General features: G+C 71.9%; 16 protein-coding genes and 1 pseudogene. 12 read left to right on the top strand and 5 right to left on the bottom strand.

Annotated elements, in window-relative coordinates:
* The first annotated feature begins 172 nt into the window (after positions 1 to 172).
* The 4 genes from ACGFQC_RS34980 (at position 173) to ACGFQC_RS34965 (ending at position 5380) form a co-directional block, all read left to right on the top strand.
* A complete protein-coding gene (locus tag ACGFQC_RS34980; protein WP_363092970.1) occupies positions 173 to 1948 on the top strand; it encodes a diacylglycerol kinase family protein in 1776 nt (591 codons plus the stop codon).
* 1 nt (position 1949) lies between these two features.
* Positions 1950 to 2903, top strand: a complete 954-nt coding sequence (locus ACGFQC_RS34975) for a YihY/virulence factor BrkB family protein (RefSeq protein ID WP_363092971.1) — start codon at positions 1950 to 1952, stop codon at positions 2901 to 2903.
* 2 nt (positions 2904 to 2905) lie between these two features.
* Positions 2906 to 3676, top strand: a complete 771-nt coding sequence (locus ACGFQC_RS34970) for a phosphatase PAP2 family protein (protein ID WP_363092972.1) — start codon at positions 2906 to 2908, stop codon at positions 3674 to 3676.
* A 492-nt stretch (positions 3677 to 4168) separates the two neighbouring features.
* Positions 4169 to 5380, top strand: coding sequence for a globin domain-containing protein (locus ACGFQC_RS34965; RefSeq protein ID WP_363092973.1), 1212 nt, complete (start codon positions 4169 to 4171; stop codon positions 5378 to 5380).
* A 357-nt stretch (positions 5381 to 5737) separates the two neighbouring features.
* Here the strand turns inward: ACGFQC_RS34965 and ACGFQC_RS34960 are convergent, their stop codons facing one another.
* On the bottom strand, positions 5738 to 6382 hold the full coding sequence (locus ACGFQC_RS34960) for a dihydrofolate reductase family protein (protein ID WP_393289090.1): 645 nt from the start codon (positions 6380 to 6382) through the stop codon (positions 5738 to 5740).
* 112 nt (positions 6383 to 6494) lie between these two features.
* Positions 6495 to 6674, bottom strand: coding sequence for a hypothetical protein (locus ACGFQC_RS34955; RefSeq protein ID WP_363093085.1), 180 nt, complete (start codon positions 6672 to 6674; stop codon positions 6495 to 6497).
* A 560-nt stretch (positions 6675 to 7234) separates the two neighbouring features.
* Here ACGFQC_RS34955 and ACGFQC_RS34950 point away from each other — a divergent pair.
* From ACGFQC_RS34950 to ACGFQC_RS34920, 7 genes and pseudogenes are all read left to right on the top strand, one after another.
* The gene (locus ACGFQC_RS34950; RefSeq protein WP_363093084.1) at positions 7235 to 7642 is read left to right on the top strand and encodes a YciI family protein; all 408 of its coding nucleotides are present in this window, start codon (positions 7235 to 7237) and stop codon (positions 7640 to 7642) included.
* Positions 7643 to 7650: 8 nt separating this feature from the next.
* Positions 7651 to 8796, top strand: coding sequence for a DUF6596 domain-containing protein (locus tag ACGFQC_RS34945; RefSeq protein ID WP_363093086.1), 1146 nt, complete (start codon positions 7651 to 7653; stop codon positions 8794 to 8796).
* A gap of 581 nt (positions 8797 to 9377) precedes the next feature.
* Positions 9378 to 9989 (top strand): hypothetical protein, encoded by a 612-nt coding sequence (locus tag ACGFQC_RS34940; protein WP_363093083.1) that lies wholly within the window; start codon positions 9378 to 9380, stop codon positions 9987 to 9989.
* Between the two features lie 115 nt (positions 9990 to 10104).
* Entirely contained in the window at positions 10105 to 12339 is a 2235-nt protein-coding gene (tap, locus tag ACGFQC_RS34935) for a telomere-associated protein Tap (protein ID WP_363093082.1), read from the top strand.
* A gap of 12 nt (positions 12340 to 12351) precedes the next feature.
* The gene (tpg, locus tag ACGFQC_RS34930) at positions 12352 to 12909 is read left to right on the top strand and encodes a telomere-protecting terminal protein Tpg (protein ID WP_363093081.1); all 558 of its coding nucleotides are present in this window, start codon (positions 12352 to 12354) and stop codon (positions 12907 to 12909) included.
* 1367 nt (positions 12910 to 14276) lie between these two features.
* Positions 14277 to 15098: a CAP domain-containing protein gene (locus tag ACGFQC_RS34925; RefSeq protein ID WP_363093080.1), complete on the top strand. Its 822-nt coding sequence runs from the start codon at positions 14277 to 14279 to the stop codon at positions 15096 to 15098.
* Positions 15099 to 15145: 47 nt separating this feature from the next.
* Positions 15146 to 15400, top strand: a pseudogene (locus ACGFQC_RS34920) (transposase); the annotation flags it as partial.
* Between the two features lie 156 nt (positions 15401 to 15556).
* On the opposite strand, the gene ACGFQC_RS34915 reads toward ACGFQC_RS34920, so the two are convergent.
* On the bottom strand, positions 15557 to 15847 hold the full coding sequence (locus ACGFQC_RS34915) for an ArsR/SmtB family transcription factor (RefSeq protein WP_393289089.1): 291 nt from the start codon (positions 15845 to 15847) through the stop codon (positions 15557 to 15559).
* 52 nt (positions 15848 to 15899) lie between these two features.
* Between ACGFQC_RS34915 and ACGFQC_RS34910 the strand changes: the two genes are divergently transcribed.
* Positions 15900 to 16823, top strand: a complete 924-nt coding sequence (locus tag ACGFQC_RS34910) for a hypothetical protein (RefSeq protein ID WP_393289088.1) — start codon at positions 15900 to 15902, stop codon at positions 16821 to 16823.
* Positions 16824 to 16860: 37 nt separating this feature from the next.
* On the opposite strand, the gene ACGFQC_RS34905 is transcribed toward ACGFQC_RS34910, so the two are convergent.
* Together ACGFQC_RS34905 and ACGFQC_RS34900 are read right to left on the bottom strand one after the other, a co-directional pair.
* Complete coding sequence (locus ACGFQC_RS34905) at positions 16861 to 19524, bottom strand: Helicase associated domain protein (RefSeq protein WP_363093053.1); 2664 nt, start codon at positions 19522 to 19524, stop codon at positions 16861 to 16863.
* A gap of 51 nt (positions 19525 to 19575) precedes the next feature.
* Complete coding sequence (locus ACGFQC_RS34900) at positions 19576 to 20064, bottom strand: hypothetical protein (RefSeq protein WP_363093052.1); 489 nt, start codon at positions 20062 to 20064, stop codon at positions 19576 to 19578.
* Between the last annotated feature and the right edge of the window lie 316 nt (positions 20065 to 20380).

Here is a 20380-nt window from a genome sequence, read left to right as displayed (position 1 = left end):
TGGTGACACGGCGCACGTCACACCGACCGCTGTGGCGGGACGCCGGACGTCCACGACACCGTCAGAGGCCACCAAGAGCAGGTCTGCACGCCCGTATCGGGGGCATGCGGCGGTGCATCGGCCCGACACCGCGGGCCGACACGCCGTACCGCGCCTACCTGTGGGAGACCTGATGCCGACCGCCGCACCGGAAAGACCGGCCGGACTTCCCGGCGGGAGACCGGGAGCCGACCCGGCCGGCCGCTCGTCCACGCTGCCCCGGGGCACCGGCCGCACCGCCGCCCGCATCGCTGCGCTCACCGTCTGCCAGGGCGCGTTCATGGTGGGACTCGGGCTGCTGATCACCGGACCCGCCCGCGGACTGTGGCCGATGACGGCCGAGGACGACGTCAACGAGGGACTGGAACACGCCCGGACCACCACCCTCACCACCGTGTCCCTGTTCGCGTCGGAGGCCGGCAACACCCTCACGGTGATCGCCGTCACCGTCCTGACGTGCGCGGGACTGCTCCTGATCCCCCGTCTGCCGATGTGGCGTCAGGCGTCCTTCCTCGCCGTCGCCGTGTCACTGCAGTCACTGGTCTTCCTGGTCATCACCGAGGCGGTGGACCGCCACCGGCCCGAGGTGCACCGCCTCGACGCCTCCCCGCCCACCTCCAGCTACACCTCGGGCCACACCGGGGCTGCCACCGCGCTCTACGGCGGACTCGCGGTGCTCGCCCTGTCCCGGCTCCGCGGGCCGTGGCGGCGGATCGTGGGCGCCGTGCTGCTCGTCGTGCCGCTGCTGGTCGCCCTCGCCCGCCTCTACCGGGGCATGCACCACCCCACCGACGTCATGGGCGGGCTGGCCAACGGCAGCCTGTCCCTGCTGATCGTCGGCCGCGCCCTGCTCACCGGCGCCACCGTGACCGCTCCGGCCGCGGCGGGTGCGGCACCGGCCGCGGCGGGCCCGGCACCGTCCCCGGCGACCACGGAGAAGCGCCCGGGCACACCCGGACCGGGCCGGACCGCGGTCGTCTTCAACCCCACGGTGACCGCTGAGGCCGACCGCGAGGCGCTGCGGCAGGTCCTGGAACGCCACGCCCACCACGCACCGGTGTTCATCGAGACCACGGCCGAGGACCCGGGCACCGGCCAGACGGCCGGCGCGCTCCGGGACGGCGCGGAGCTCGTCGTGGTCTGCGGCGGCGACGGCACCCTGCGGGCGGCCGCGGACGCCCTGGCCGGCAGCGGCGTGCCGCTGGCCGTCGTGCCCTGCGGCACGGGCAACCTGCTGGCCCGCAACCTCGGACTGCCCCTGGCCCCCACCGACGCGCTCGACGCCGCACTGCGCGGCACCACGCACCGCCTCGACCTCGGCCGCGTCGAGGGTGACGGCCTGCCCGCCACCCACTTCGCCGCCATGTCCGGAGCCGGCCTCGACGCCGCGATCATGGAGAACACCGACGACCGCGCCAAGTCAGTCCTGGGCTGGCCCGCCTACGTGCTGGCCGGCATCACCGCCCTGCGCACACCGCGGATGCGCCTGACCCTCCGGCTCGACGACGCACCCGCCGTGCGCCGCACGGCCCGCATGGTCCTCATGGGCAACGTCGGCACCGTGCAGGGCGGGACGACGCTCCTGCCCGCTGCCCGCCCCGACGACGCCCTGCTCGATCTGCTGATCCTCGATCCGCGCGGCATCGGCGGCTGGACACGCGCGCTGACGACACTGGTGCGCGGCGGCACGAAGGCACCGAAGCCGTCCGGCGCGCACACCGCTGGCGCGCACGACGGCGACAAGAGCGGCGTACCGGTGGAGTTCCTCACGTTCCGGCGGGCCGAACTGGCCTTCGACTCCCCGCAGTCCCGAGAACTCGACGGCGACCCGGTGACACCGGGCCGCCGCCTCACCGCCGAGGTCAGGCCCGGTGCGCTGACCGTGCTGCTGCCCGCCGGAGGACGGTGACATGGGCACCGCGACCAAGGTCCCCGAGACCCGCGACATGACCGGCGACGAACTCTCCGCCGACGAGGCACTGGTGTCGCTGCGCCGCTACGGCCGCTGGGCCCTGTTGCGCGACGCCTTCGTGCGCTTCCGCTACGCCGACGGCTTCACCCACTCCCGCGCCCTCGCCCTGCAGACGGTGCTGTCGGTGGTTCCGCTGGCCATCGCCTTCGTCGGACTCTCCACCACGCTGCACACCGAGAACATCGGCCGCGTCGTCGAACTGACGATCCACCGGCTCGCCGAGGGCCCCAGCGCCGACGTCGTCGACGACGCGCTGGACCGCAGCCGCCGCACGGCCGGCGACGGCGCGAAGGTCGCGCTCTGGTTCGGCCTGATCTTCTCCCTGGTCAACACCACCACCGCGATGTGCCAGGTGGAGCGCGGCGCCAACCGGATCTACGGCAACGAGCGCGACCGCCCCTTCGGGCACAAGTACCTGCGCGGCCTGGTGATGTCCGTCGGCGCCGGACTGCCCCTCGGACTCGGGTTCATCGTCATGGTGGCCGGCGGCGACCTGGCCTCCGCGGCGGTGACCGTCTACCGGCTCGACGAAGACGCCCGGACCGCCTGGGAGATACTGCGCTGGCCCTTCGGGCTGCTCCTCGCGCTCATCTCGGCCAGCGTGATCTTCCGCAGGTCGCCCCGCCGCAGACAGCCCGGATACACCTGGCTGGCCTTCGGCGCCGCCGTGTACCTGGTGCTGTGGACGGCACTGACCTGGCTGCTGAGCCTGTACCTGCGGATCAGCGGCTCCTTCGACACGGTCTACGGCCCGCTCAGCGCCTTCATGTCCCTGCTGCTGTGGGCCTACCTGACCTCCGTCGCCCTCTTCCTCGGACTGGCCTTCGCCGCGCAGCTGGAAGCCGCGCGGGCCCTGCGGTCCGAACCGATCGAACCCGACCCTGGAGTCTGAACATGGTGGTGCGAGCCGCGGTCCTGCACCTTCGAGACCGTCGTCGCCGGGCGGCCGACCGCAGATTCGGCGCCCGCCTGCTGGGAGCGGCCGTCGTCGCCGCCGTCGCCGCGGTGCCCTTCGCCCTGCTGCTGGTCCTCGTCGAGGGCCGGTGGCAGCCGCTGCGCCGCCTGGACGCCGGCGCCGCCCAGCGACTGCACCACACGGCCCTGGCCCATCCGGCGTGGACGAGCGTCCTGCGCTTCTTCTCCGACTGGGTCTGGGACCCGGCCGTCCTGCGCACGGCCGTCGCGCTGCTGACCCTCTGGCTGCTGTACCGCAGGGCCTGGCGGCTGGCCGCCTGGTCCGCCGTGACGGCCGTGGCCGGCGGACTGATCGGGCTGCTGGTCAAGACGGTCGTCGAGCGCGCCAGGCCCTCCCTTCAGGATCCGGTGGCGCACGCGCCGGGCTTCTCCTTCCCGTCGGGTCACGCGATGACGGCCACCACGTCCTTCGCCGTCCTGCTGCTGGTCCTGCTGCCCCTGGTGCCGCGCGCCTGGCGGCCCCTGTGCTGGTGCGTGGCGGTGGTCTCGGTGATCGGGGTCGGCTTCACCAGGGTCGCGCTCGGTGTGCACTGGTTCAGCGACGTGGTGGGCGGCTGGCTGCTCGGCCTGGCCGTCGTCACCCTCACCGCCTGGGCCTTCGAGGCCTGGCGCGTGGAGGCCGGCCGGGCCCGTACCGAGGTGCGCGACGGACTGGAGCCCGAACTCGTCGACGCCCACCCCGAGCCCTGACCGGCGACAGGACCGGGAACCGTGCGCTCTGCCCGGCCGCACCGCGCGGGACCGGCGGTGCGGCGGGACCGGTACGACCGGGTACGGCAGACGGCAGACGGCGGGCAGCCCGCTGCGACGCGGTGCCGACGCCGAGCACGAATCCGCAGCCGCCGCGGCGCAGGGCGACCGGCTCGGGCACGGCGTTCATCCACCCGGCGAACGGTCCCGTCCCGTCCCGGCCCGGCCCGGGCCGGACCGGGGCCGACTGGCCCGGCCTCGGAGCGCGTCATAGCCTGAGGTGACAACCCCGGATCCCGGCCCCGGCAGCAGACCGTCTCCCGACCAGCGGTCGCCGTCGCCGGCCAGCCCCGTCGCCCCGCTCGAAGCGGCCTCCGCCCCCGGCCTCCGCCCCGCCGCCGGCTCGGGCCGGCCGCTCCGACGCCTTCGCGTGAGCACCGCGCTACGGGGTACCCCGACCGGATCCACCCGTCCTCGCCGGAGGTACCCGCCATGCTCTCGGACACCGCTCGGCCCGTCGTCGCGGCCACACTGCCGGTCGTCGCCGACCACATCGGAGAAATCGCGCAGCGCTTCTACGGGCACATGTTCGCCGCGCACCCGGAACTCCTCAACGGCGTCTTCAACCGCGGCAACCAGGCGCACGGAGACCAGCAGAAGGCACTGGCCGGATCGGTGGCGGCGTTCGCGAGCGGACTGGTGGAGTCGCCGGAGCACATTCCCGAGCACCTGCTCTCGCGGATCGCGCACAAGCACGCCTCCCTCGGCATCCGTGCCGACCAGTACCGGATCGTCCACGACAACCTGATGTGGGCGATCGCCGACGTCCTGGGCGACGCGGTCACCCCGCAGGTCGCCGCCGCCTGGGACGAGGTCTACTGGCTGATGGCCAACGCCCTGATCAACCAGGAACGCGGCCTCTACAGCGCGCGCGGGGTCAGGCCGGAGACGGTGTGGCGGCAGTGGAAGGTCGAGAAGAAGATCCGCGAGACCCACGACGTGGTGACCTTCGTGGTCAAGCGGACCGACGACCGCCTGGTGAAGACCTCGCTGCCCGGCCAGTACGTGACGGTGCGGATGACGATGCCGGACGGGGTGCTCCAGCCGCGCCAGTACAGCCTGACCCGGGCCGACGACGGCGAACACCGCCAGTTCTCGGTCAAGCGGGTCCGTGGCGAGGGCGACGAGCCCGACGGGGAGATGTCGGCGCTCCTGCACGACTCGGTGGGCGTGGGCGACGTCCTGACCCTGTCCGTGCCGTACGGCGACGTCGTGCTCGACGACTCTGGACGGCCGGTGGTGTTCGCCACGGCGGGCATCGGGATCGCCCCGGTGGCCGGGATGCTCTCCCACCTGGCCAAGGCGGGATCCGGTCTGGACATCACGGTCCTGCACGCCGATCTCGACGAACCCTCCTTCCCCCTGCGCCGCCAGGTCGTCAGCGACGTCCTGGAGCTGCGGCGGGCGACGGTGTACGCCTGGTACGAGAAGAGCGTGGAGAGCATGGAGCCGCTCGACGGAGTCTTCGAGGGGCTGATGGACCCCGCGGCGGTCGACCTGCCCGACAACGCCCTGTACTACCTGTGCGGCCCGCTGCCCTTCATGCAAGGAGTGCGCGGCAAGCTGCTCGAACGGGGCGTCGCGCCGCAGGACATCCAGTACGAGGTGTTCGGCCCCGACCTGTGGCAGGCGGACCTGGACTAGCGGTTCGGGGCGGCGAAGCCCTGGCCGCCGGTGACGCCCGCCGCCGGCGCGCCCGTCCGGGCTCACGCCAGGGGCCCGAACGCGAGCAGGATGAGGGCCGAATGGGCCGGCCGTCCCTTCGCGGGGGGCAGGGCGCCGAGACCGCGCAGCATGTCGTTGCGCCGCGCCAGAACCCGGGCGGTGGTGGGGAAGACTACGGCGCCGCCCTCGCTGACCCGGCCGCCCTCGCACCCTCCCTCCGAGGCCGTAGCCGTCCCGGCCGAACAGCGGCAGGGGCCGGTGTCCGGCCGGGAGGAGGGCTGCCCGTGCAAGAACCGCACGTCCTCGTGCAGCCTGGTCAGCGCAGCGGCCCTCGCGTCACCTTCGCCAGAACAGGTGGTGCGTCACGCCGCTCGGGCTGGGTACGACCTCCCGGTGGAACCGGTCGAGCAGCTCGTCGGGGGAGTCCCACAGGCGCAGTCCGGACCCGAGTTTCACCGGCGAGACCGCCACGTGCAGGGTGTCGACGAGGTCGGCGTCGAGGAACTGCCGGACGGTGGTGATCCCGCCGCCGAGCCGGACGTCCTTGCCGCGCGCCGCTTCCCGCGCCCGTTCGAGGACCGTGGCCGGGCTGCCGTCGACGAAGTGGAACGTGGTGTCGGAGAGCGTGAACGACGGACGCTCGTGGTGGGTCATGACGAACACCGGTGTGCGGAACGGGGGCTCCTCGCCCCACCAGCCGCGCCAGTCGTGGTCCTGCCAGGGTCCTCGCTGGGGCCCGAACTTGTTGCGTCCCATGATCTCGGCACCGATGTCGCGCGCGAAGTCCCGCGTGAAGTAGTCGTCCAGGCCCCGGCTCCCCCCGGGGTCCGTGCGCATGGGCCAGCTCGCCGTGGCTCCGGCCCAGGCGAACAGCCTCTCGGGGTGATCGTGGCCGAACGGCCGCTCGGGACTCTGGTGCTCACCGGCCCCGATCCCGTCACTCGAGACGCAGAAGTTCATCACTCGCAGCAGTTGATCCACGGGTTTCCTCACCAGGTCCTGTCGCGTCGTCGTGCGGCGGGGTGCCGCACACCAAGACGTCGAACGGGACATGGCCGGATCGACAACGGCCCGCGACCTTTTTCGAGGCGCGTCAGGAAACGGCTCCGCCGGCGATGTGACCGTGGCGGACGCGGGCGGCATCGAGGCGGCCGGGCCGGCCGTCGTGGACCCGGGTGCCGCAGCCCCAGTTGCCGTACCGGACGATCAGACTCAGGGACCCGTCCTCGGGGCTGTAACGGTGGACGGCGATCTCGTCCGGCGAGATCGGCATCCTGTGGTCGCAGCCGTCGTCCTTGCCGCCGGCTGCCGCGGAAGCCGATGCCGCCGGTGAGCCCGATGCCGCGGGTGAGGCCGACGCCGCCGGTGAGGCCGGCGAGGCCGGTGAGCCCGGGGGAGAGGACACCTCGCTGCCCGCCGTCGGCGAGGTCTTCCCGCCGGGGGACCGCCTCGGGGGAGGCGGCCGGTGCCGCCGTGCCGTCCGCGTCCGGGGAGGCGGGGGAGCAGCCGGTGAGCGCCAGGACACCGGCGGCACACGCGCCCAGGGCGAGGGTCCGCAACGCGATCGGTCCGTGACGGCGCGCAGTCGGCATCATGAGGGGTTCCCCGTCGTGGCGGCGGCCGCCTGTGCAACCGCGTCGGCCTGAGGGGCCACATTCAGCCACACCTCGGTTCCGCCGCCCCTCTGCGCGCAGTCCGTTGCACATCGGTGACCGGCCCCGCCCCCCGAGGTCCCCTGACCGGCCGTCCGGCGATGTCGAGAACCCGTGTCCGGCTCCGTCCCCGGGGTGAACGCGACCACAATGGGTCGCACGAGCACCGAGGAGAACCACGATGGCCAAGTACCTGCTGCTGAAGCACTGCCGCGGCGCCCCGGCCGCGGTCAACGACGTGCCGATGGACCGGTGGACGCCGCAGGAGATCTCGGCGCACATGCAGTACATGAACGACTTCGCGGCCCGGCTGGAGAAGACCGGCGAGTTCGTCGACGGCCAGGCGCTCGCCCCCGAGGGAACGTGGGTCCGCTACGACGGTGAGGGGCGCCCGCCGGTCACCGACGGGCCCTTCGCGGAGACCAAGGACCTCATCGCCGGCTGGATGGTCATCGACGTCGACAGCCACGAACGCGCCGTCGAGCTGGCCGGGGAGCTGTCGGCCGCCCCCGGAGCGGGCGGCAGGCCGATCCACGAGTGGCTCGAGCTGCGCCCGTTCCTGACCGCGCCGCCCACCATCATGGAGTGACCCCGTCCATGGACGAGGCCCTGCTGCGCAGCCTCACGCCGGGCGTGATCACCGTCCTCGTCCGCCGCGGAGCCGACTTCGCGGCGGCCGAGGACGCCGTGCAGGACGCCCTCGTCGAGGCACTGCGGGTCTGGCCGGCCGACCCTCCCCGGGACGCCAAGGGCTGGCTGGTCACCGTGGCCTGGCGCAAGTTCCTCGACCAGGCCCGCGCCGAAACCGCCCGCCGTCGGCGCGAGGACCGTGTCGAGGAGGAACCGGCACCCGGCCCGGCGCCCGCGGCGGACGACACGCTCCAGCTCTACTTCCTGTGCGCCCACCCCTCGCTGACCCCGGCCTCGGCGGTCGCGCTCACCCTGCGCGCCGTCGGCGGGCTCACCACCCGCCAGATCGCCCGGGCCTACCTGGTGCCCGAGGCGACCATGGCCCAGCGCATCAGCCGGGCCAAGCGCACCGTGGCCGGCGTGCGCTTCGACCGGCCCGGCGACGTCGCCACCGTCCTGCGCGTGCTCTACCTGGTCTTCAACGAGGGCTACTCCGGCGACCTCGACCTCGCCGCCGAGGCCATCCGCCTCACCCGGCAGCTCGCGGCCCGCGTCGACCACCCCGAGGCGGCCGGGCTGCTCGCCCTCATGCTGCTCCACCACGCCCGGCGTGCCGCCCGGACCGCGCCCGACGGCAGCCTGGTACCGCTCGCCGAGCAGGACCGCGACCGGTGGGACACCGCGTCGATCGCCGAAGGCGTCGACATCCTCCAGGCGGCCCTCGCCCGCGACCGGCTCGGCGAGTTCCAGGCCCAGGCCGCCATCGCGGCCCTCCACGCCGACGCGCCCACCGCCGGGGAGACCGACTGGGTGCAGATCGTCGAGTGGTACGACGAGCTCGCGCGCCTGACCGGCAGTCCCGTCGTCCGGCTCAACCGCGCGGTCGCCGTCGGCGAGGCCGACGGCCCGCGCGCAGGCCTGGCGGCACTCGCCGAACTGGACGTCTCACTGCCCCGCCACACCGCGGTGGCCGCCTACCTCCACGAGCGCGACGGCGACCTGGCGACGGCGGCACGGCTGTACGCCGAGGCCGCCCACAAGGCACCCCACCTCGCCGAACGCGACCACCTGACACGCCAGGCCGCCCGCCTCAACGCCCGCCCACCCCGCTGACAGCCCACGCCCGGACGTTCCGCGGCACCGGGCGCGCCCCTGCGGCCCGAGCGGTCGCCTCACAGGGAGCGGCGGGCCGTGACCGACCGCGGGCCGCCACCGCACCCCACCGAAAGCGGGGCAGAAGCGCGAAATGTTTTGCCCATCACCACACACCACAGCGCCTCGGCCATCCGCGGCGGTACCCGCCCACGCGGCTCGGACCGCCGGCGCATCCGCATCGCGCGCAACCCGCGAGTCCCGGCGGCCGCACCCGCCCGATCCCCGCCCCGCCGGGCGGACGCGCCACATCGCCGCCCGCCGGACCTGCCTGCCCACGTGAGGCACCTGCCGCGCCCCCGGCCCCGCGCGACCCCGAAAGCCTCTTCCCTGAACCCGAAGGACACCTTTGTCCAGGCCGGGGGCAGAGCCGGCATCTCGTCCCCCGGCGGTGTCGAACGGCCCCGTCCCGGGACGTACCGGTGCTGCTGTGGGCGCGGCGCACGGGAGCGAGACGCTGTCCAAGGTCTTTCCGAGGCCCGTGCCGACGGACGGCTGAAGGGGCATCACGTGCCCGGCAACGGCATGAGGGGAACGAGTTCATGGCTGCGGTGACCGCCATGCTGGAGGAGCTCCGGGACGCGGTCCCGCTGACCGCCCGGGGCGCGGCGGGGAAGTTCGTGGCTCAGGAGTGGACGCCCGGGGGCAAGCCCCGCGACGGTGTGGAGACGTCCTGGCGCAAGGACGGCATCCGGGGGTGGACCCAAACGTTCCGCAGCGGAGCCGTCCGTGTCTCGTTCGCCGTCTGGGTCCGTGATGTCGACGAGTCCGGTTGCTTCGACGACTTGGACGCCGTCTACGAGCAGGGCGAGCAGGCGCTGGCCGCGTTCCTTCCCGAGATCGAAGGCTCCCCGCTCGCCGGCCACCTCGCCGAGGCCGAGCTGACGGCCGCGGACAAGGAGGAGTTCGTCGCGGCCCGCAAGTGGGCCGTCGACGGACGGGTCCTGACCGCCGGTGTGGTGCAGCAGGACACCGATCTCCCCGTGATGGTCGTGGTCGTGCTGGAAGCCAGGGAATCCTCGGGAGCCGTGAGCCTTGTCCGCGATCACACGGCCGGGCCGGCAGGGCGACCGGCCGAGGCCGGCGCGCGGGACGCCGATCCGCTCCGGCAGGGTCGTGCCCGCACATGCCGTCGTGCCGCCGACCCGGCGTGACGAGGACGGCAAGAGGCCGCCCTCCCATCGGAGGACGCGATCCGTACGCAATCAGTACGATCGAATTACGCTTTGTGTACGCTTGTTGGGGTAGGGTGTGGCCAGGAGGTGCCCCATGTCCGAGTTGTTCGACGCGGTCGACGCGCTGGTGGCGTCCCGCTCTCCCCTGCCGCCGGCGCAGGAGCGCAAGCGGCTGCGGGTCGCGCACGGCCTGACGCTGGACGAAGTCGCCGCTGCGCTGAGGGTGCGCCGAGCCACGGTGTCCGGCTGGGAGTCGTCCAGGAAACCGACCGAGCCGCGCGGCCCGGAACGCGAGGCGTACGCCCGGCTGCTGGACAAGCTCGCAGAGCTCTACCCCTCTCGCTCGGTCACGGAAGACCCGGCCGCCCCGGCGGTACCGACCGCCCTCACCGCCGCGCCCGGCCCGGCTGAAGCGCCCACTCCGTCCCCGGGACAGGCACCCGAGGCTGCGGCACCGACCGCGGCCGAGAACTCCCCGACCAGTCCTGCCGCTGCTCCGGCGACCGCGCCGCCTCCGGCGCGCACCGCCAGGCCGGCATCGACGTCGCGTCGCTCCGGCGCGCAGAAGGCGGCCCCGGCCGACATCCCGGCCGGCGACACTGACCCGCGGTTCGTCAACGGGCCGCTGGCGGTGGTCGACGTCGAGGACGGCCAGGCGTACGCGTACTGCACCGGCGGCCTGGTCCTGGACGTGCCCGCCAAGTCGCTCCCGGCCCTGGTGGACTGGACGCTGCGCGAGGCGAAGCTCGGGGCGCCGAAGCTGTCCGGTCCGGGCAAGGACGCCGACCCGCTGCTCGTGCTCACCGAGGCCGCGCTGGAGCGCTACGGCCTGCCCGTCGCCCTCACCGAGGAGGAGCGGCTCGCCGGGCGGATCCCGGAGGGCCACAAGGTCGTCAAGCAGCTGACACGCGCCGACTGGAAGCTGACCAAGCGCGGATTCGGGCCGTGGGCGCGGATCTACCGCCCCGCGCAGGGGTCGGAGCGGACCTGCGTGCAGCTGTGCATCCCGGCCTGGCACGCGCTGGACACCCGGCACTGGGGCGAGGCCGGTCAGCTTCCGCCGGCGGAACTCGCCCGCGTGCTGGGCGTGTACGCGTCCCGGGTGATGACACCGCGTGGCTCGACCGCGGTGACCGGCCTGGAGCTGATGACCGCGCTGCATCCGCCGACCCGCGCATCCGGGCCCGACGCGGCGGGCAAGCGGCACTCCGAGCACAATCCCGGCTCGCTGGGCAAGGACCCGGTCGACTGCGCGCCGTGCGAGGCCCCCGACGGGCACCCGCTCCTCAAGGACCTGCCGCGCTTTCACGTACGCGGCCCGGCGGAGAAGCTGTTCGAGGAGGCGTACGACTGGGCCCGGCCCATGACCGACGCCGAGTGCACCCTGCGGCACCTGGTCGGCATCGACGTGAACATGGCCTTCGCCGCCGGAGCCAACGGCCTGGTCGTCGGCCTCGGCGCACCGACGCACCTCAAGGCGCCGGTGTTCGACCCGAAACTGCCCGGCTCCTGGCTGGTCGACCTCTCCCACGTCGACCTGTCCCGGGTGAAGGTCGGCAAAGAGCGGTTGGAGCTGGACGGCTCGCTGCTGCCCAGCCCGTTCACCCCCAAGGGGGAGCACCCCGAAGGGCCGGCCTGGTACGCGACACCGACCGTCGCCTACGCGGTGGAGCTCGGCTACGACGTCGCGCCGATCGAGGCGTACGTCCGGTACGAGAACGGCCGTTACCTGGACGGCTGGTACCAGCGGCTGCGGGACGCCTACCTGGCCACGATGGCCGACCTCGGTGTGCACGCGGACATGACGCCGGCCGCCTTCCTCGCGGCGATGGACGGCTGGCGCGGGCGTGACCCGGAACTGGCGATGGTCGTGGACGCGGTCAAGGCGACCGTGAAGGGCGGCCTGGGCAAGCTGCGCGAGCGCCCGCGCGGGGAGGGCTGGCGGCCCGGCGAGCCGTGGCGCGCCCTGTCCCGGCCCACCTGGCGGCCCGACATCCGCGCGGCGGTCATCTCCCGCACCCGGATCAACCTGCACCGCAAGATCGTCAAGCACGCGGCGTTCACCGGCCGGTACCCGGTCGCGGTCCTGTCCGACTGCGTCGTCTACGCGGCAGGCGGCGAGAGTCCGCTGGACTTCCTGCCCTACCGGGACGGCAAGCCGCTGCCCGGCGGCTTCAAGCTCGGCATCAACCCCGGCCTGGTCAAGCACGAGGGCACCCAGAGCGTCCTGTGGGGCGAGGAGGTCCGCGAGCGGTTCGACGCCCCCGAGCTCAACCTCGCCCGGTACATCAAGGACGGTACCGTCACCGGCGCCGACAACGGAGAGTAGGAGGAGGCGACGATGACCCTGTTCGGGGACGGCCTGGAAGCCGCCGTGCACAAGGCCTTCACCCGCCCGGCGCCCAAGAGCGCGGGCGCGCAGATGCGGTACCTGGTCAAACAGCTCAAGGGCACCAAGGCGGTCGCCCAGCTGCTGCGGATCTCCCAGCGCACCGTCGAGCGGTACGTGAAGGACCAGATCAAAAAGCCCCGCCCCCACCTCGCCGCGCGCCTGGAGCGCGAGGTGAAGGCCCGGTGGCAGCCGCAGATCCGCGCCAAGGCCCGCCAGAAGGCGGCGACTACCGACGGCATCGTCATCGACACCCGCGCCAGGCTCGGCTACACCGCGCCGATCGGGTCGACGGACCAGGACCGCGTCCGGCACCTGACCGTCGCCCTCCCGCCCCGCCACGCCGCCCGCCTCTTCGACGCCAAGGAAGCCGGCGCCGGCGACCAGGAGCTCCGGCAGATCACCGCCGAAGCGCTCAAGGAGGTCTACTTCCAGGACGGCGGCCGCCGTGCCGGCCAGTTGGAGGAAGTGCGCTTGACCGACGTAGAGCATGTGGAGTTCGGCTTGTAGGGGCTTTTGCCTGAAGATCCGTTGATGCTTGATCCTGTATCGGTGAGGGTTGGTCGGGCTCTCTGCCGGGCGGTGCCGATCCTGTCCATGCTTGCGTGGGTGTTTTTCTCGAGGATGAACGCGTCGGTCTTGGGGGTCACGCGGGCGCGGCGGAGGCCGGTGGGACGGTGCCTGATTGCTGTCCACCCATCCTGTGCGGTTCTGCCGATACCGTCGCGGTGTCCTCCTGTGAGTGGAGCAGGCAGGCAGGTCACGCGGTGGCGCTCTGCCGGGCAAGCTCCCGTGCCCCAGATCGCGGCTTGCCCGGCGTGGGTCTCGTCGTGCCCGCCATCGGTGAAGACCGGCCGTGGGCCGGTGCATGGGGCGGGTGTCGCCCGACGGGCACGGTTCCAGGCGGGCCGGCCGTCCGTGTGCGTTGTTCTTCGGCGCCATCACGCTGATGGCGCCGGGCGTGCATGTCGCGTACACGCGGCGTGCGCTGGGCGTCTCTTTTCCCGGTACATGGCGTGCGCCGGATGAGAACCGGTCCTTGCGGGGGACGGGACCGTGGACGGCGCGGCTCGGCGAAGGGGAAAGAGGTCGGCTCCCACTGTGGGGAAGGCGCGGGCCGGTGCGTTGCGGGTGCGGGGGTGCGCGCGGACAGTGACGGTCCGGCGGACGGCTCAGGTGAGCCGGGCAGAGGACCGGGGCGGCCGGTCGTACGTGCGCGGGGCGATGAAGGAGCCGGTGGGGCGGTGCCGAGTTCCCGCCCCGCCCTAAGGCCGGCGCCGGTGTGAGGGCGGTGAAGGGGGGGCGGGTCCCTTGCCCGCCCACCGCCCACGAGATGCCCGGCGAGCCGGAGACGTCCCGGAACGAACGGCCCGGCATCTTCGCCCCGGCAGGCTTCGAGGTGTCCCTGCGCACACGGTCACCGACGCCTGACCGCATCGCCCCGCATGCCGGGCACCGAAGGGTTGCGGGGAAGGCCAGTGACATCCCTCACGTACCCGAACCCCATCAACGTGCCGCGATAGTACGTGGCGTGCGGGCGACATAGGCGGATCTTGTATACGGAAGCAGGCATACGCGGCACCTCGTCCGAGGTCACCGGCCGGGGGACCGGCCTCGGGCCGCCGGACCGCCCCTGCCGTCCTTCTGACGGAGCGTGAGGCGCCGTCGGCGTCCGGCGCGGCGGCCCGGCACAATCCCGGGTCGGATTCAAGGGCTTTCTCGCCTACTAGGCGAGGTAGTGCAAGCCCTCGTTGCCGTGCGCTCACGCGGCTTTTAACAATGACGGCCCCACAAGGCGTCCCCGCAGGTCAAGCGCAGTGTCTGTGCGAAACCGAGCCTGCCGGAGGCGCACGGAGAGTCGACCGAACGAGGTCCGCATGAGGAACCACCGGAAGCACCGCAGGAAGACGCGCCGCCGGCCCATGGCCGTCGCCGTCCTGGCGATGGGCGCGGTGGCGGTGCCGTCGGCCGCCATGGCGTGCAGGGGAGACGCAGGAGCCGAGTCCGTCACCGCCACGTCCAGCGGTCTCTGGGCGGAGGGGAGGAAGACGTCCTGGGACGGACACCGGGGGCGGGACGTCCGGACCGCGAAGCCCGCGGCGACAGCCTCGCCGACGGCCTCTCCCGGAACTGCGGCACCCGCCCCGGCGAAGCCCAAGGCGCCCGTCTCCAAGACGACCACCCCGCCCGCCCCGACGACGGCCGCCGCGCCGAAGCCGCCCGCCGCGCCCTCTTCGACGACGGCCGCCGCGCCGAAGCCGCTCTCCACCACCCCCGCCACCGGCACAGTGCCCCCCGCCACCGGTACGGCGTCCCCCGCGTCCGCCGCAGTCGCCCGCGTGGTCGCTCTGGTCAACAGCGAGCGCGTCAAGGTCGGTTGCTCCCCGGTCACCCTGAACGCGAAGCTCTCGCAGGCCGCCCAGGCACACAGTGCGGACATGGCGAGCCACAACACCATGTCGCACACCGGTTCCGACGGGTCCGACCCGGGACAGCGGATCACGCGCGCGGGCTATCTCTGGAGCACCTACGGCGAGAACGTCGCGTACGGGTACTCCACGCCCGAGCAGGTCATGGCGGGCTGGATGGCCAGTGCCGGCCACAAACGCAACATCCTGGACTGCGGCTTCAAGGAGATCGGCGTGGGGCTGGCGCAGCCCGGCAACTACTGGACGCAGGACTTCGGCACGGCCCGCTGACGCTCACGGGGCCCCGCCCATCACGGCCTGTATGGATCACGGGCGTTCGATTCTTACGGCAGAAGGAGGGACGGGAGGCCGAACCGTCGGCCTGTGTGATCGACGCGCAGAGCGTGAAAACTTCCACCGGCGTGCTCGTCTCCGGCCAGGGCATCGATGCCGGGAAGGAGATCGTCGGGAGGAAGCGGAGCATCGCCACCGATACGATCGGGCTTCTCCTTGCCGTGCTGGTCACAGCGGCGAGTGTGCGGGACTCCATCGCCGGCACCCAGTTCCTGGACCGGGCTGTGCGGTCTCCTCGGCCTGGCCCTGGCCGTGCTCCTGGTCGCAGAGGCCGCGGGCTTCGGTGGCGGGCTGCCGGACAGATCTCCCTTCGGTCGTCGGGAACAGCCGAACGATGCAGGCCGCAGACGAAGGAGACGAAGGAACAGTGGTCCGAGGAACCTGCCCTGCCCCGGCTACCGGCTTTGTGCCAGTCGGGTTCCTTCGGGGGTGCGGCGGTAGAACACTGATCGGCCGGCTCGGGTGCGGGTGACCAGGCCGGCTCGGTGCAGGACGCCGAGGTGGTAGGAGACGGTGGCGGGGCTGAGGAAGTGACGTGCCGCCAGCTGCGCGGTGGAGGCCGGTTGTGCCAGTGCGGCGAGCAGGCCGGCGCGGGTGGAGCCGAGCAGCCGGGCCATCTCGGCGGAGGGGACCGCGGGAGCGACAGCGCCGGTGACGGCCTTGTCACGTACGGGATAGATGAGCATCGGGGGCCGGTCTTCATCGCGGGTGGGGTCCACGGCCACGCCCGGCCGAGGCATGACCAGTGACGGCACGACGACCACCATGGACACCGGCAGCGCGATCCGTAACCGGCTCTCCACGCGCAGGTTGCTCTCGGCCCGCTCGACCACGGGTCGAGGAACGATCGCAAGGCCCCTGGGCCTCGCCCTCCCGCTCGCCGGGCACAACGCGCGCGGACCGTCCCGGACCGTCTTCCAGGGGCGGCATGAGATCCGTCTGGACACCATCTGCGACCTGGCCCTCCATCTTGAGGGGCACAGGGCCTGGGCGAGCGTCACCACCGCAGACCTGGAGTCCTTGCTTGCCCTGGCCCTGGCCCGCCGCGCCTTCCACCTCGTGGGCGTGCGTCAGTTCTTCGTTCACGCCCACCACTCCAGGGCCGTCCTCCACGACCCCATGGACCCGATCACCGCTGTCCAGCAGAGGGGATTTCACGGACTCGCCCTTACTCCGGCCAGGCAGTGCACCCTGTACGAACGGTGGGCCACCCGCTACGACATCCACCCGCACGAGGCCTTCTTCGGCCTTGCCGCTCTCCTCCACGCAGCAGCCATCACCGAGCTGCGCCGGTTCACCGACGCCGACATCGACCCCGACCGCCCCAGCGTCCGCTTTCCCGGCAGATCAGTGCATCTCCCACGGGACAGCGCGACGTGGAGGGCGCTGCAGCGCTGCCGGGAGCACCGGCGCCGACTCGGTACGGGCAATCGCCACCTGCTCGTCACCAGGTTCACCCGAACACACCACGGACCTGCCGGCGCCGCCCATGTCCGCGACAGCCTCGCGCCTGCCGGCCTGCTGCCCCGGGTTCTGCGCTCCACGCGTCCGCTTGCTCTCGCCGACGAACTCGACGTCAAGATCCTCACCGTCTGCCTGGGGATGTCTTCCGCAGGAGTCGCTCACTACCGGCCCTACCCAAAGCTCACCAGACCTGTGTGACGGGCCAGACTCAATTCCGCTGCGCCCGAACTGTTCGTCATGCCCAGTTGATGCCCAGCTTGGCGAGGGCGGCGAGCTGTTCGGCGCTGAGCTTGTCCCGCCTGGCGCGGGTGTTGGAGATCCATACGCCCAGCCGCACTGCCACGGGCTCCGTCTGCCCGTCGACGGTGATCTGTTCGCTGTGGCCCCTTGGCACCGGACGTCCGCCTTCTCGCTCGACCCATTGCGTGAGGGCCGCCAGTCCGCGTTGGAAGGCCTGCTGTGCTTTGCCCGGGCTCTTCGCCGTGCCCTGGGCTGTGGGGGCGGGAGGCGGCGCCTGAAGTGGCATGATGCCCAACACGGTCAGCCGTTGCTGCTGCTCGGTGGACAGCTGCGCCCAGGTGGCCGGCTGGGTCTGCCGCTTCAGCCACCTGCCCAGGTCGTCGCCCTCGAACAGCACGCCGGGCTGGATTTCGGGCAGGCTGCCGTCGGTGGCGACCAGGTCGGCGAGGTGGCGGTAGTGTCGCTGCCAGTCCAGCGGCCACGGGCAATTCCAGTCGGGGTCGACTGCGGCCAGCTGCTCCGCGCGTACTCGCACCCGTTGCGGGTCCTTGCCGAGGCCGCCTTTCCTGCGGAGGTTGGCCATGTGCTGGCCGACCGGAACCAGGCCCTCGGCTTCGCTCTCGCCCCACACGGCGTTCTGGCGGGGTGCGAGGTGCCCCATGGCCCGCCGGTAGGACCGCAGCGCGGCGAGCTTGTTCTCCCACGCTTCCTCACCGGGTTCCCAGACCATCCCGGCCTCGGGGGCATCGAGCAGCGTCTTGCGCCGTGGCTCGAGTTCCCCGGCCCGCAGGGCCTTGCGCTGCTGGTGGACCCACCGGCCAAGCGGAAACGCCTTCGTCGCCCCCACTTCGACCTCCACGTCGTAGGGCACGGCGTAGACACTGGTGATCCCGTTCTCCGCCCGCCACCGCAGCAGGGCCTGGTAGCCCTCCAGCCACACCAGCGACTCCGGCCGGTAGACCCGGGTGCGCAGGAAGGCCGCGATAGTCGCCGCGTCGCGTGGGCTGGAGAAGTGGAGCAGGGCTGACTCGGCAGCGGCATCGGTGCCGTTCTGCGCCTGGTCCTCGCCGTCACTCTCCCTGCCGGCTCCGATGATCCGCCCGTCCTCGTCACGCTGCACGTGGACTGTGCGCTTGCCGCTGGTGAGCGCGCGTGAGGCGAGCTGCTCGACCAGGCGCTCATCGTGGCTGCGTAGGCCTTGGAGCACAGCGACCAGCCCGGCATACGAGGCGGAGGCGACCATGTCGGTCGGGTCCTCGCCGGGCTCGAGGAAGACGGGCACGATGATCCGCGCGACCTTCGTGGAGCCGTCCTTGTTGAGCCGGAGCGCGCGGCCGATGTTCTGCACGATCTCGACCTGGGAGCCGCGGGTGTCGGCGAAGCAGATCGAGTCGACTCCCCGTTCGCCGGTGATGTCGACGCCTTCCCCCAGGACGCGGCAGCTGGCGAGGAACGCCCGGTGTACCCGACGCCCGGCCGCGTCGATGCCGTCGGCGAACTGCTGGAGCACCTCGCGGCGCTCGGCGACGAGGTGGTCACCGCACAGCCATGCCGACCACACCCGCTCCGGGGAGACGTGGCGGCCCGGCTCCAGCTCGTAGAAGGCCGCGTCGATCGACGACGCTGGCAGCTTCCCCGCGGCCGCCAGGTCCTTGTCCGAGGCATTGTTGGCGTACAACTCGGCCGCGGTTTTCGGCAGTTTCTCCGCGAACGCGGCGGCTTCCTCGACCTTCTGGTGAAACGTCATCACCGTACGGAGGTTGTACGCCGCCGCGTGCTCCAGGAGTGCGGTCTGCAGCAGCGCCAGGCGCCGGCCCCGCCGGGCCTCCTCCGATTCCCCGAGGACGGGGAAGGGGTCGCGGATCTCAAGGACGTCGATCTCGAACCCAGCGAGGATGCCCCGCTCGATCGCCTCCGAGAGTCCGAGCTCGGCGAGCCACGCGCCGTAGGTGCCCCCCGGGTCGTCGGCCATGGTCGCGATCTCCGCCTCCTGGCCGTCCGCGCCCTTCTGCGGCCGGGGCGCGGCGAGGATACGTGGAGTCGCGGTCAGGTAGAGCCGGAAGTTGGCAGGGATCCGCTGGTTGTCGTGGATGGCCGCCCACGGCCGCCCCAGATCACCGGCGGTTCCGTGGGCCTCGTCCACGATGGCGAGGTCGAAGCCTGCCATCTGCTGCCCGTACAGCCGCTCTCCGCCCGCCAGAGCGGCCTCCAACGGCCCGCGAACCTTCCGCTGCCCCTCGGGGGCGTCGATGTCCTCGCGGTCCACGAGAGAGGCGTACGTGGCGAACACGATCACCTGCCCGCGCCCGGCCCACAGGGCGAGCTGGATCGGGTTCGTAGTGGTGCGCACCCCCAGCTCGTTGAGAACCGTGTCGTTCTCCAGCGAGCACACCGCGACCATGGGGGAGCGGTGACCCACCGACCGCCACGCCTGAGCGGTCTGCACGAGCAGGTCCAGGGTCGGCACGGTCACGAGGATCCGACTCTCGGGGAAGCACTCCAGCGCGCACGCGGCAGCCATGATCGTTTTACCAGACCCGGTCGCTGACACGATCGTCCCACGGGCACCCTGAGGCGGCACAGATGACCTTGCAGGAAATCCGACCCACTTTCGGAAACTCGACTTCTGCTCTACCTGGTGCTCCCTGAGCTGAATCACAGACCCTCCTCACCTCTCCAACCTCGGCAATGATAAAGACTCAGTAGAACGTCAGATGTGATTGCGGTGGAGGATGGCACGAACAGCAGTTTCGAACTCACGCACCGCCAAGCCGTGTTCATCGCGAGCCGCGGCCCAGGCCGAATCCTGCCCGTATGAATCCCGAAGCCGATAGTACGCATCCATCAGACGGGAAGCCTGAGAGCGAAGCTGTTCACTACCAGGAGTCATGAAAAACTGGGTCGTTACCTCGTAGCGGAGAGGATCTGCAACGGCCAGATCTGACACCGCCACACCAGCTGTAGAAGCGTCAAGGAGCAGCCCACACAGCCGGTTGTACATGGAGGAGAGTCGCACACTTACTTCTACGAGTCGATTCACTTCCTCTTTGCGCCTTTCGACTCTGCGTCGAATAAAATCACCTAAGAGAACTAGAGTTCCACCGAGAATTGCTCCAAGCAGTGTCAGCACACTTTGCACTTCATCACTCCGCAACGTAGGATCCCCTGTGGTTTTTTCCAACACTACATGCTGCATCATTCGACGTGTGCGATACACCGGAACCCACACGAACGGGCACCTCCCACAGCCAGGTTCACCCCAGCCACCCCTCACCCTCGTCGCCCGGGCCGCAGGCCCGTTGGCCGACCCGCGCAGCGGAGGCCACCTTCGCAGGGCCGCAGACTCGCAGTTCCGGGAGCGCAGCGGACGGAACGTCACCGACCCGGCGCAGCCGGGTCGGTGGACTGCTCGCGCAACGAGCAGCAGCGCTCCCGCTCCGCGGGAGCGCAACACCCGGGCGCAGCCCGGGTGTTCGCTTGCCCATCGCGCAGCGATGGGAAACCCGCTCCGCGGG

This window comes from Streptomyces sp. NPDC048734, from assembly GCF_043198675.1.
Lineage (GTDB): Bacteria > Actinomycetota > Actinomycetes > Streptomycetales > Streptomycetaceae > Streptomyces.
Note: the sequence above shows the minus strand (reverse complement) of the source record. Positions and strands in the feature narration are given on the sequence as shown.